This is a genomic window from Amycolatopsis sp. lyj-112, from assembly GCF_046549055.1.
In the GTDB taxonomy this organism is placed as follows: Bacteria; Actinomycetota; Actinomycetes; order Mycobacteriales; family Pseudonocardiaceae; genus Amycolatopsis.
Genome location: NZ_JAJPWS010000002.1, coordinates 1,012,827 through 1,024,769, shown reverse-complemented (window position 1 = coordinate 1,024,769; position 11,943 = coordinate 1,012,827). Strand labels below are relative to the sequence as shown.

Here is an 11,943-nt window from a genome sequence, read left to right as displayed (position 1 = left end):
CATGTTCTGGAAGATCGTCGGCGGGCTGATCCTGGCGTGGGTGGCCTTCATGGTGCTCGGATCCGTGCTCGGTTTTCTCGTGAAGGCCGTCTTTTGGATCGCCATCATCGGTGGCGCGGTCTTCCTCGGTACCGCGGCGTACGGCGCCATCAAGGGCAAGGGCACCCCGAAGCAGCTCCGCTAAGGAAACTTAAGGCTTGCGCGCCACCCCGCCGAGCGACGTGAAGTTCACGGGCGAAAGCGGGGTGTAGCGCGGGCCGTCCGGCCACCACTCGTGTGGGTAGGTCAGCCCGGGGTCGACGAGTTCGAGCCCCTCGAAGAACGACTCGATCTCGTCGCGCGTGCGGTACAGCGTGTCGAGGCTCGTGCCGCTGAAGCGCTTCTCCAGTGACGTCGCGACGTCGGCCGCTTCGCTGCCGTCGGCCGGGTTGTGCTGGTGTAAAAGCGCGACGAAAGAGCCCGGGGCCAGCGCATCGACGTAGGCGCGGACGATCTTCCGTGCCTCGTCGAGGTCCTGGATGTGATGGACGATCGCGCACAGGATGAGCCCGACAGGCCGCTCGAAGTCGAGCCGGTGCGTGCGCGAAAGCCCGTCGATGGTCTCGACGGGCTTGGTCAGGTCGTAGCCCTCGATATGCGTGAAGTCGTTCTCCGCCAGCAGGGCACGCCCGTGCGCCTGGACCACTTGATCGTTGTCGACGTAGACGACCTGCGCTTCGGGGTTGTACCGCTGCGCGACCTGGTGCGTGTTCTCCACCGTCGGGAAGCCGGAACCGAGGTCGAGGAACTGGTCGATGCCTTCGCGGTCGGTCAGATAGCGCACGGTGCGCACCAGCCAGTGGCGGACTTCCTTCGCCATGATCTGCGCTTCCGGCGCGAGTTCCAAGATCTGGCTCAGCACCGTCCTGTCGGCCGCGTAGTTGTTCTGGCCGCCCATCAGCGCGTCGTAGACCCGCGCGACGCTCGGCCGGTCGAAATCGACGGGCACGATCGGACGCCGGCCGTCTGGACTTCGCATGGACACACCTACCAGGGAATTCGGCTTGGACGGGCTCAGCGTAGGTCATCTGCCTCACGGCGCGTAAGCGGACGAACGGTGAGGGTGAGTTTATTCGTCCGAAGAGCCCAATGCCGTCGTCGCCGTTTCGACCCCGAGCCAGCGTTCCGCCTTCAGTCCCACGGCCCGCGCTCCGTCCACATTGGACTGACGGTCGTCGAAGAAGAGGCAGTCGGCGGGCTCGGCACCGAGTTCGCCGAGCAGGATCCGGTAGATCTTCGCGTCGGGCTTCAGGCAGCCGAGGTCGCCGGAGAACAGCTTCACGCGGAACAGGTCCGCCCATTCCTGCTCGCGCACCCAGCGCCCGAAGGTCGACGAGGCGTTGGACAGCAGGGCGAGCGCGGCCCCGGCCTCGTGCAGACCTTCCAGCAGCTCCATCACCGCGGGTTCGAGGTGCGTCCAGCCGTCGACGTCGATCCTGGTCAGCTCGTCGGCGAAGGCCTGGTCGACCGGGACGTCCAGCGCGCGGCCGACGCTCTGCCAGTACTCGAGGTCCGAGCCGCCGGAGTCGTACCGGACCCGCTCGGCCCAGTAGTGCGGCTCGAAATCGGCGAGTTCGAGCCCGAAGGCCTTGGCCAGCGCCGGCTTCGCGTCGGTGTGCTTGCTGATGACGTCGCCGTAGTCGAAGACGATCCAGTTCATGTTCAGCCCCCGGCCTTGATGCGGTGAAGGGTTTCTTCGATGTCCGTCGCGGAGAGATCCCGGTGCAGCACGAACCGGACCCGGCCCGCCATCGGCAGGGCGCGGACGCCCAGCTCGCCGAGCCATTTCAGGCGGTCTTCGAGGTCGGGGACGGCGGCCAGCACGATATTGGTCTCGGGCTCGTTGACGTCCCAGCCGAGTTCGGTCAGCCCGCCCGCGAGCCGGGTCGCGTTCTCGTGCGCTTCGGCCAGGTCGTCGATGCGGTCCAGCGCGACCAGGCAGGCCGCGGCCAGCACCCCGCCCTGGCGGACGCCGCCGCCGAGCATCTGCCGCATCCGCCGCGCCTTCTCGATGAACTCGGGACTTCCCGCGAGCACCGAACCGACCGGGGCGCCGAGCCCCTTGGAGAAGCAGGCCGAAACGCTGTCGACGCCGACGGTGAGCGTCGCGGGCGGGACTCCGAGCGCGACGGCGGCGTGCCAGAGGCGGGCGCCGTCGAGGTGCACGGCGAGCCCGGCCTGCTTCGCGACCGCGAGCAGCCGGGCGTGCTCGTCCGGCGGGGTGATCGCGCCGCCCGCCGCGTTGTGCGTGTTCTCCAGGCACAACAGCGAGGTGCGCAGCGCGTAGTACGGTCCGCCCGGTGCGCCGATCGCGGCCGCGAGCGTCTCCGGCGTCGGGCGGCCCGGCCCGGCGTCGTGCTCCAGCGGATCCGGCATCCCGCCCGCCAGCCAGGCCGCGGAGCCGAGTTCGTTGGTGAGGACGTGCGCGCCGCGCGGCGCGAGGAACCGGTCACCGCGCTGGAGGTGGACGCTGAGCGCGATCAGGTTCGCCATCGTCCCGCTGGGCGTCCAGAGCGCCGCCGGCATCCCGAGGATCTTCGCGGCGCGCTGTTCGAGCGCGGCGATGGTCGGATCCGTGCCGATGACGTTGTCGTCGACTTCGGCGTTCGCCATGGCCTGCCGCATGACGCTGTCCGGCCGGGTCACGGTGTCGGAGCGGAAATCGATCGTCGAGCTGGGCCTCAAGGTCACGGTAAGATCACATCACATCGCCCTCCTCGCCATCAATACGTCCCCCGGCTGGTCCGCCGCGCCCGCTCATGCAACCGTGGACGCCCCCGGTTCCGTCTTACCCACCGACGAGGAAAGAGCGGAGACAACAACCGCGTGAATCAGCGCGACGAAGAGGAGTTCGCGGAGTACTTCGCCGCGAAGCGAGACGCCGTGCGCAGGACCGCGTACATGCTCTGCGGTGACTGGCATCGCGCGGACGATCTCGCGCAGACGGCGTTCGTCGCGCTGCACCGGAGGTGGAAGAAGATCAGGGAACGGGCGGCTACCGACGCCTATGTACGCAAGACGCTGGTCAGGGCGGCGATCGACGAGTCGAGGCGGCCGTGGCGGCGCGAGTGGCAGACCGAAGAGCTGCCCGAGCCGCCGCAGGACGGATTCGACCTCGGCGAACAGGTCGTCACCAGGGAAGACCTGCTGGCCGCGTTGCGTGAGGTGCCCCCGAAGCAGCGGGCCGTGCTGGTGCTCCGGTTCTTCGAGGGACTGGACGTCGGCGCGGCGGCGAAGACGCTCGGCTGCAGCGAAGGGAACGTGAAGAGCCAGACCGCTCGCGGGCTGGCGAATCTGAGGCAGGTCATGGAGAAGGAGGAGGTGGCACGGGATGGACGAGAATGACCTGAAGGCGTTGTTCCGTGACGCCCCCGGTGACGCGCCTCAACCGTCCTTCGACACCGGCGACGTCGTCCGCGCGTCCAAACGCGCCACAGTCCGACGCCGAAACGGTATCGCGGCGGCCGGTAGTGCCCTGGTTTTGGTCTTGGGCGGAGTGGGCATTTTCGGCGTGCTCGGTGACGTCGATCTCGGATCGCCGACGGCCGCCAAGTCCAACCAGGAGGCCGGGCAACCCGGGGCGGCGTCCGCACGTCCTCTTGATAGCGGGGAGTCCACGAACTTCTCCGGTCCGCCGCCTCAGCAGGGGGGCAGCGGTCCAGAGAAGACCGGCCAGATGACGGCCGAAGGCACCTTCGGGTGCGACCAGGTGGATCGGGAGCTCGCCACCGCCCTCGCTGGCGAGCTCCCGGTCCCCGTGGATGTCGCCAAGTCGACGCCCGGCGACATCTGTACGACGGGAGCCAGGTCCGCGGGGTTCCCAGTCCCCGGCGGCACTGTCACGGCCGCCGTCTTCCCGGCCGGTTCGTCGGTCCCGACGGTGCCCACCGGAGCGTCTAGTGCGCAGCGGACCACCGCGAAGGGGTCGTTGGTGGTCGTAGTGAGTCTCGGCGACGGTTCGGGCAGGCCCGCGTTCCCCGAGTCCGACGTCGACCGCCTCGCCGGTGTGCTTGCCGCCCGCTACTGAGAGCACCTGGCGCTGAGTACCTGACAGAATGTTCCTTCATGACCGCAGCAGCGACAACGCCGAAGGGTGAGCGACGGCGCGCCGAGCTCATCGAGGCCGCCGCGTCGCTGCTCGCCGAAGGCGGTTTCGACGCCGTGCGGCACCGTGCGGTCGCCGAACGAGCGGGCCTGCCGCTGGCCTCGACGACTTACTACTTCGACTCGCTCGAAGAACTCGTCACCGCCGCGGTGGAACACCATTCGAATCAGGAACTCGAAACCGGACGGCGTCGGCTCGACGAGCTGACCACCCGCAACCGAGGCGTCGAAGCCACCGTCGACCTGGTGCTGGACATGCTGCTCGGCCCGCTCCGCCCGGATCGCGAGGCCGACGCCGAAGCCGTCCTCCTGCGTTACGAACGTCTCGTCGGGACCGGCCGTCGCCCGTACCTGCGGCCTTTGATGCGGACGCTGTCCGCGCAGCTGTACGAACTGCTCCACGAGATCTTCGCGCGCTCCGGCACCCCGGTGGACACCGCCGAACTCGAGCGGCTGGTCGCCTTGGTCGACGGCGCCGTGGTCAACGCGCTGATCGAGGTCGACCCGGAGCCTCGGGCCGCCGCCGCGCGCATGCTGCAGACCGCTCTGGACCCTCCGACTGCCCGCAATTAGTCCTCTGCTTGCGGTAGTTGGCGACACGAACAACCGCAAGTAGAGGACTAATTGCGGCGGGTTAGTCTGGCCGCGTGACGGACAAGCCCCGCATCCCCAACGTGCTCGCCGGCCGCTACGCCTCGCCTGAGCTGGTCGAACTGTGGTCCCCGGAACGCAAGGTCGTGCTGGAGCGTGAGCTCTGGCTCGCCGTGCTCCGGGCGCAGGCCGACCTCGGCGTCGAGGTGCCGGACGGCGTCGTCGCGGACTACGAACGCGTGCTGGAGAAGGTCGACCTCGACTCGATCGCCGCGCGCGAGCGGGTCACCCGCCACGACGTGAAGGCCCGGATCGAGGAGTTCAACGCGCTCGCCGGGCACGAGCACGTGCACAAGGGCATGACGTCGCGTGACCTCACCGAGAACGTCGAGCAGCTGCAGTTGCTGCGCTCGCTGGAACTGATGCGCAGCCGGGTCGGCGCGGTGCTCGCCAGGCTCGCCGCGATCGCGGTGGAGCACTCCGACACGGTGATGGCAGGCCGTTCCCACAACGTCGCCGCGCAGGCGACGACGCTGGGCAAGCGCTTCGCCACCGCCGCCGACGAACTGCTGGTCGCCTTCGACCGGCTCGACAACCTGATCGGCCGGTACCCGCTGCGCGGGATCAAGGGCCCGGTCGGTACCGCGCAGGACATGCTCGACCTGCTCGGCGACGAGTCCACTTTGGACGAACTGGAGACGCGGGTCGCGGCGCACCTCGGGTTCGAGAACGTGTTCACCAGCGTCGGCCAGGTGTACCCGCGCTCACTCGACTTCGACGTACTGTCCACTGTGGTCCAGATCGCCGCGGCGCCGTCGAGCCTGGCCAAGACGATCCGCCTGATGGCGGGCAACGAGCTGGTCACCGAGGGCTTCAAACCGGGCCAGGTCGGCTCGTCGGCGATGCCGCACAAGATGAACACGCGGTCGTGCGAGCGGGTCAACGGGCTCGCCGTGGTGCTGCGCGGCTACCTGTCGATGATCGGCGAGCTCGCCGGCGACCAGTGGAACGAAGGCGACGTCTCCGATTCCGTCGTCCGCCGGGTCGCGCTGCCCGACGCGTTCTTCGCGCTCGACGGCCTGCTGGAGACCTTCCTCACCGTGCTGGCCGAGTTCGGTGCCTTCCCGGCGGTCATCGAGCGTGAGCTCGATCGCTATCTGCCGTTCCTCGCGACGACCAAGGTGCTCATGGCCTCGATCCGCGCGGGTGTCGGGCGTGAGACCGCTCACGAGGCGATCAAGGAGAACGCCGTCTCCGTCGCGCTGGCGATGCGGGAGCAGGGGCTCGTGCAGAACGACCTTCTCGACCGCCTCGCCGCCGACGAGCGGATCCCGCTCGACCGCGGTGAGCTGGACGAACTCCTCGCCGACCGGATCTCGTTCACCGGCGTCGCACCTCGTCAGGTGGCGGCCGTCGCTTCGCGCGTCGAGGACGTCCTCAAGCGTTTCCCCGAGGCTGCCGCCTACTCGCCCGCACCCATTCTCTGATAGCGCGTGAAGGCCCCCTTCCCTCGGCTCAGCCGAGGGAAGGGGGCCTTCACGCGCTTTGTGAGCAAACCCACCGCGGGACGTTCACAGAGTGAGATGGCGTTACTCGATCGGGCGAAATGCCTAATCTCGATCGCTGAACCCGGAGCGCCAGGCCGCCCATGAGGCGGCCTGGCGTGTTTGTATCGCGCCTTGGCGCCGAAACCCTGGAAGAAGCGATGAGATCCACGCTGTCGAAGTTCGCCGCCGTCGTCACGGCGGGAGTGGTCACCCTTGCCCTCGCCGCTTGTGGCTCTGGTGATCCCGCCGCGAGCGGTCAGAAGCTGAGGGTCGGCACCCTGACCGACGCGCCGCCGTCGATCTACCTGGAGAACGGCACCTTCACCGGCTACGACAACGAACTGCTGCGCGACATCGCGAAGCGTGAAGGGTTCGAGGTCGAGTTCGTCGGGACCGAGTTCGCCGGTCTGCTGGCAAGCGTTTCGACCAACAAGTTCGACATCGGCAGTTCCACGATCTCCACCACCGAGGCCCGCAAGAAGACCGTGGCGTTCAGCAACGGCTACAGCACCGGGTTCACCACGATCCTGACCAAAAAGGACGCCGGCCTGAAGGACGTCGCCGCGTTCACCGGCAAGCGGCTCGGCGTCGTGCAGGCGTCGGTACAGGACGACTTCGCCAGTGGCAAGGTCCCTGGCGCCAACGTCGTGCGTTTCCCCGACTACAACGCGGGTTTCGCGCAGCTGAAGTCCGGCAGCCTCGACGGCTGGGTCGTGCCGAAGGACATCGGGCAGAAGTACATCGACCAGAACCCGGCCGTGCCGCTGGAATTCGGCTACACCGTCGAGACCAAGGACACGCCGTCCGCGTTCGCCGTCCGCAAGGGCAACACGGATCTGCTGAAGAAGCTCAACGACGGCCTCGCGAAGGCCATCGCGGACGGCACCGTCGCCCGCCTGCACGCTCAGTTCTTCAAGACCGAGCCGCTGCCGAAGGAACTCGAGCAGGGCGGCCCCGGCCTCCCCGTGCAGAACCCGGGGGTCTGACCATCATGAAGAAAACCCTGATCGCGACGCTCGCCGCCGGTCTCGTGGCCGTGCTCGCCGCCTGCGGTGGCGGGGACGCCGCCGCGGACAAGACCCTGCGGGTCGGGACGCTGAGCGACGCGCCCCCGAACATCTACGTCGAGAACGGCACCTTCACCGGCTTCGACAACGAACTGCTCAAGGCCGCCGCGGTCAAGCAGAACCTGAAGCTCGAGTTCGCCTCCACCGACTTCTCCTCGCTGCTCGGCCAGGTCGCGAACAACCAGTTCGACATCGGCTCCTCGGCCATCGCGCAGACCGAAGAGCGCAAGAAGAACGTCGACTTCTCGAACCCGTACAACTTCGAAGTGATGAGCATCCAGACCAAGGACGGCTCGCCGATCACCGACGAGAAGGCCTTGTCCGGCAAGCGGGTCGCGGTCATCCAGGCGACCGTCGGCGACAAGTGGCTCACCTCGACCGTGCCGGACGCGCAGGCCGTGCGCTTCCCCGGGTACGCCCCGGCCTTGGCCGCGCTCAAGAGCGGCGCCGTCGACGCCTACGTCCTCGACCAGGCGATCGCCGAAACGAACGTCAAGGACAGCACCGACACCAAGCTCAAGGTCGTGAAGTCCTTCACCACCGACGTCCCGCACGGGTTCGCGGTGAAGAAGGGCAACACCGAACTGCTCACCAAGATCAACGAAGGCCTGAAGCAGGTCATCGCCGACGGCACCTGGGTCAAGCTGCACGAGCGGTTCCTGCCCACGGCGCCGGTCCCGGACCAGTTCAAGGCGTGAGGAACTCCATGAAGAAAACACTCGCCGCCGTCGTTGGCGCTGCCCTCCTGGCAGTGCTGGCGGCGTGTGGCGGCAGTGAGAGCGCCGGCGGTGACACACTGCGCGTCGGCACCCTCAGCGACTCGAAACCCAATGCCTACCAAGAAAACGGCGTCTTCACCGGGTTCGACAACGAACTGCTGAAGGCCATCGCCGCGAACCAGAACCTGAAACTGGAGTTCGTCTCCACCGAGTTCGCGACCCTGCTGAGCCAGGTCGCCACCGGCAAGTTCGACATCGGCAGTTCGGGGATCTCCCAGACCGACGAGCGCCGCAAGACCGTCGACTTCTCGGCGCCGTACAACTACCAGTCGCTCGGTATCGAAGCCCGCGAAGGCACCGGCATCACCGACGAGAACTCGTTGACGGGCAAGCGGATCGGTGTCGTGCAGGGGACCGTGTCCGACAGCTGGCTCGCCTCCAACGCGCCTGCCGCGCAAGCCGTCCGGTTCCCGCAGGACGCCGCCGCCCTCGCCGCGCTGAAGACCGGCGCCATCGACGGCGCGATCTTCGACCAGGCGACCGCCGAGGACTACGCGGCGAAGAACCCCGACGCGAAACTCAAGGTGGTCAAGGCGATCACCACGACCATCCCGCACGGTTTCGCCGTCAAGAAGGGCAACACCGAACTGGCGGGCAAGATCAACGCGGGACTGAAGGCGGTCATCGCCGACGGAACCTGGGAAAAGGTGCACCAGCGCTTCGAACCGAACGCGCCGGTGCCCGCGGAATTCAAGGCCGGGCAGCGGTAAGTGGACGACTTCCTCAAGACCTTTCTGAACTGGGACTACATCTGGGAGGTCTTCCCGGACCTGCTCAAGACGGGCCTGCTGAACACGCTGATCATGTCGGTGTTCTCGGCACTGATCGGCACCGTGCTCGGCATGGTGCTGGCCACCATGGGCCTGTCCACCAAGGCGTGGCTGCGGTGGCCTGCCCGGGTGTACACGGACATCTTCCGTGGCCTGCCGGCGATCCTGACCATCCTGGTGATCGGGCAGGGCGGCGGGATCCTCATCCCGTCGATGGCCAGGAACACCTACCCGCTGGGCATTCTGGCGCTCAGCCTGATCGCGGCCGCCTACATCGGCGAGATCTTCCGCGCCGGCATCCAGAGTGTCGAAAAAGGACAGATGGAGGCCAGCCGCGCGCTGGGCATGAGCTACACCAGGGCGATGCTGCTCGTCGTCATCCCGCAGGGGGTGCGGCGGGTGCTGCCCGCGCTGGTGAACCAGTTCATCGCGCTGATCAAGGACTCCAGCCTGGTGTACTTCCTCGGCTTCCTGTCCGAGCAGCGCGACCTGTTCCGCATCGGGCAGGACCTCGCGGCCAACACCGGGAACCTGTCGCCGCTGGTCGCGGCCGGTTTCTTCTATCTGGTGATCACCGTGCCGCTGACGCATCTGGTGAACTACATCGACAAGAAGCTGCGCACCGGCAAGAAGGTCCGCGCTGATGACGACAATGGCGAACTCGGCCTGCTGAACGCCGGAAAGGTGCCGATGTCATGACCACTGCCGACGTGCGCTCATCGAGCGTCGAACTCCGTGACGTCCACGTTTCCTTCGGCACTCTCGAAGTCCTGAAGGGCGTCAATCTCAAGGTCGAAAAGGGCCGCACGACCTGCATCATCGGGCCGTCGGGTTCCGGCAAGTCGACGCTGCTGCGCTGTGTGAACCGGCTGCAGGAGCCCGACTCGGGCGACCTGCTGCTCGGCGGGGAGAGCGTCATCTCCTCCGACCCGGACGCGCTGCGTCAGCGGGTCGGGATGGTGTTCCAGCACTTCAACCTGTTCGGGCACCGCAGTGTGCTGGACAACATCACGCTGCCGCTGCGCAGTGTGCGGAGGCTCGGCAAGGAAGAAGCCACCGAGATCGCCCATGCCCGGCTCGCCGAGGTCGGCCTCGCCGACAAGGCGCCGTACCGGCCGAGTGCGCTTTCGGGCGGGCAGCAGCAGCGGGTCGCGATCGCGCGAGCGCTCGCGATGGAGCCCGAGGTCATGCTGTTCGACGAGGCGACCAGCGCGCTCGACCCGGAACTGGTCAAGGGCGTCCTCAACCTGATGGCGGGCCTGGCCGAGCGCGGGCTGACGCTGCTCGTGGTCACCCACGAGATGGGGTTCGCGCGCGGCGTCGCGGACGAGGTCGCGTTCATGGACGCCGGGAAGATCGTCGAACATGACGCTCCGGAGGCGATCTTCGACGCTCCGCAGAGCGACCGGCTGCAGCGGTTCCTTTCTCAGGTGCTCTGACGCCGATGAGTGGCTAACCTGCGGACATGGCGAGAGTCGCGAGGCTGGTCTATTACCCCGTCAAGGGCTGCGCGGGGACGTCGGTCGACACGGCCTGCGTCACCCCGGCGGGCCTGAAGTTCGACCGTGCCTGGATGGTCGTGTCCCCGGAAGGAGACTTCCGCAGCCAGCGGAAGCATCCGGTGATGGCCTCGATCCGGGCCGACGTGCTGGACGACGGCGCCCGCCTGCGGCTGGCCGCTCCCGGCGTCGAGGAACTCCTGCTCGACGTCGTGCAGGACGGGCCGCGGCACCCGGCGTCGACGTTCACCTGGCAGGGCAAGGGCATCCACCAGGGTGACGTCGCCGCGGACTGGTTCTCCACCGTCCTGGGTCTTCCGTCCGTGTTCGTCGGGCTCGCGCCGGAGCACGAGCGCGTCACCAACGGCGAGATCCCGGGCACCGCGGCGTTCGCCGACGCGCATGCCGTCCTGCTCACCTCCGAGTCCTCTTTGGACGGTCTGAACGAGCGGATCGCGTCCCGCGGGGCCGAGGCCGTGCCGATGGACCGCTTCCGCCCCAACATCGTCGTCCGCGGCTGGCCGGTGCCGCACCGGGAGGACGACGTCCGCGTGCTCACCACAGGCGACGTCGAACTGGGCTACGCCAAGGTCTGCATCCGCTGCACGGTCCCCATGGTCGACCAGGAGACCGGCAAGAAGGCGGGCCCCGAGCCGATCCGCTCGCTCGCGGACTACCGCCGCGAACCCGAGGGCGGCGTCTCGTTCGGCATCAAGATGGCGGTCACGCGGCCGGGTCAGCTGGCCGTCGGCGACGAGGTGATCGTGCACTCCTGACCGGAGCCGAGCCGGAGCACGTCGGCGGCCGAACCGCCGTTCACCGCGACCGCGAGCCGCCCGGCCGAGTCGGTGTAGAGCACGTTCGAACCCGGCGGTACCGCGCCGAAGGTGCCGCCGACCAGAGCCTTCACCAGGACTTGCTCGCTGCTGACCGAGACCATGCCGGACAGCCCGGACAGCGCGAGGTCGGCCGGGCTCGCGGCCAGCTGGATATTGCCGAAGTGGTCGACGGTGAGCACTTCGGCCACCAGCTTCCCCGGGAACACCGCGACGAACGGATCCGGTAGCCGTACGAGGTCGTCGACCGGCGGGCCGAACTCTTCCGGAGCCACTCCGAGCGCCAGATGCGCGGCGGCGGGGGCGAAGATGTCGCGCCCGTGGAACGTCGACGACGTCACCGGAAGGCGGTAATGCTCGGCGGTCACTTCGAAGGCGGCTTTCACTCCGCCGAGTGCATCCGCCGCCGGCAGGAGAAGTCCGTTGTCGGGCCCGACGAGGATTCCGCGCTCCGCGACCACCACGACACCGCGCCGCGCGGTGCCGACTCCCGGGTCCACGACGGCGAGATGCACCGCGTCCGGCAGGAAGGGCGCGGTCTGCGCGAGCACTTCGGCGCCGGTCCTGACCTGCTGCGGAGGGACGTCGTGGGTCACGTCGATCAGCCGGACGGCGGGTGCGATCCGCGCGATCACGCCGCGGCAAGCGGCCACGAATCCGTCGCTGAGCCCGTAGTCGGTCGTGAGGGAGATCCAGTGGATCGGCATGATC

At 68.0% G+C, this 11,943-nt stretch carries 13 protein-coding genes and 2 pseudogenes; 11 read left to right on the top strand and 4 right to left on the bottom strand.

What is annotated here, in order from left to right; genetic code table 11:
- Position 1: 1 nt before the first annotated feature.
- Positions 2-184 carry a hypothetical protein gene (locus ACLJRL_RS11785; protein WP_410656123.1) on the top strand — a complete coding sequence of 61 codons (183 nt, stop codon included), beginning with the start codon at positions 2-4 and terminating at the stop codon, positions 182-184.
- Between the two features lie 6 nt (positions 185-190).
- Here the strand turns inward: ACLJRL_RS11785 and ACLJRL_RS11780 are convergent, their stop codons facing one another.
- The 3 genes from ACLJRL_RS11780 to ACLJRL_RS11770 form a co-directional block, all read right to left on the bottom strand.
- The gene (locus tag ACLJRL_RS11780; protein WP_410656122.1) at positions 191-1,018 is read right to left on the bottom strand and encodes an SAM-dependent methyltransferase; all 828 of its coding nucleotides are present in this window, start codon (positions 1,016-1,018) and stop codon (positions 191-193) included.
- A gap of 90 nt (positions 1,019-1,108) precedes the next feature.
- Positions 1,109-1,699 carry an HAD family hydrolase gene (locus tag ACLJRL_RS11775; protein WP_410656121.1) on the bottom strand — a complete coding sequence of 197 codons (591 nt, stop codon included), beginning with the start codon at positions 1,697-1,699 and terminating at the stop codon, positions 1,109-1,111.
- A 2-nt stretch (positions 1,700-1,701) separates the two neighbouring features.
- Positions 1,702-2,730 carry a threonine aldolase family protein gene (locus ACLJRL_RS11770; RefSeq protein ID WP_410656120.1) on the bottom strand — a complete coding sequence of 343 codons (1,029 nt, stop codon included), beginning with the start codon at positions 2,728-2,730 and terminating at the stop codon, positions 1,702-1,704.
- 135 nt (positions 2,731-2,865) lie between these two features.
- On the opposite strand from ACLJRL_RS11770, the gene ACLJRL_RS11765 reads away from it, so the two are divergent.
- The 10 genes and pseudogenes from ACLJRL_RS11765 (at position 2,866) to ACLJRL_RS11720 (ending at position 11,250) form a co-directional block, all read left to right on the top strand.
- Positions 2,866-3,384, top strand: a complete 519-nt coding sequence (locus tag ACLJRL_RS11765; protein WP_410656119.1) for a SigE family RNA polymerase sigma factor — start codon at positions 2,866-2,868, stop codon at positions 3,382-3,384.
- Positions 3,371-4,066, top strand: a complete 696-nt coding sequence (locus tag ACLJRL_RS11760; protein ID WP_410656118.1) for a hypothetical protein — start codon at positions 3,371-3,373, stop codon at positions 4,064-4,066. The genes ACLJRL_RS11765 and ACLJRL_RS11760 overlap by 14 nt, the downstream gene beginning before the upstream one ends.
- Positions 4,067-4,104: 38 nt before the next feature.
- On the top strand, positions 4,105-4,716 hold the full coding sequence (locus ACLJRL_RS11755) for a TetR/AcrR family transcriptional regulator (RefSeq protein WP_410656117.1): 612 nt from the start codon (positions 4,105-4,107) through the stop codon (positions 4,714-4,716).
- Between the two features lie 74 nt (positions 4,717-4,790).
- Entirely contained in the window at positions 4,791-6,221 is a 1,431-nt protein-coding gene (gene purB, locus ACLJRL_RS11750) for an adenylosuccinate lyase (protein ID WP_410656116.1), read from the top strand.
- Between the two features lie 218 nt (positions 6,222-6,439).
- Positions 6,440-7,267, top strand: coding sequence for a substrate-binding periplasmic protein (locus tag ACLJRL_RS11745; RefSeq protein ID WP_410656115.1), 828 nt, complete (start codon positions 6,440-6,442; stop codon positions 7,265-7,267).
- Positions 7,268-7,272: 5 nt separating this feature from the next.
- Positions 7,273-8,046 carry an ABC transporter substrate-binding protein gene (locus ACLJRL_RS11740; protein WP_410656114.1) on the top strand — a complete coding sequence of 258 codons (774 nt, stop codon included), beginning with the start codon at positions 7,273-7,275 and terminating at the stop codon, positions 8,044-8,046.
- Positions 8,047-8,054: 8 nt separating this feature from the next.
- Positions 8,055-8,837: an ABC transporter substrate-binding protein gene (locus ACLJRL_RS11735; protein WP_410656113.1), complete on the top strand. Its 783-nt coding sequence runs from the start codon at positions 8,055-8,057 to the stop codon at positions 8,835-8,837.
- Positions 8,838-9,596 (top strand): amino acid ABC transporter permease, encoded by a 759-nt coding sequence (locus tag ACLJRL_RS11730; protein WP_410656112.1) that lies wholly within the window; start codon positions 8,838-8,840, stop codon positions 9,594-9,596. It abuts the gene before it with no gap.
- Entirely contained in the window at positions 9,593-10,336 is a 744-nt protein-coding gene (locus tag ACLJRL_RS11725; RefSeq protein WP_410656111.1) for an amino acid ABC transporter ATP-binding protein, read from the top strand. The genes ACLJRL_RS11730 and ACLJRL_RS11725 overlap by 4 nt, the downstream gene beginning before the upstream one ends.
- 26 nt (positions 10,337-10,362) lie before the next feature.
- Positions 10,363-11,250, top strand: a pseudogene (locus tag ACLJRL_RS11720) (MOSC domain-containing protein).
- Here the strand turns inward: ACLJRL_RS11720 and ACLJRL_RS11715 are convergent.
- A pseudogene (locus tag ACLJRL_RS11715) lies at positions 11,223-11,939 on the bottom strand (S-adenosyl-l-methionine hydroxide adenosyltransferase family protein); the annotation flags it as partial. The pseudogenes ACLJRL_RS11720 and ACLJRL_RS11715 sit on opposite strands and share 28 nt — an antisense overlap.
- Positions 11,940-11,943: the final 4 nt, after the last annotated feature.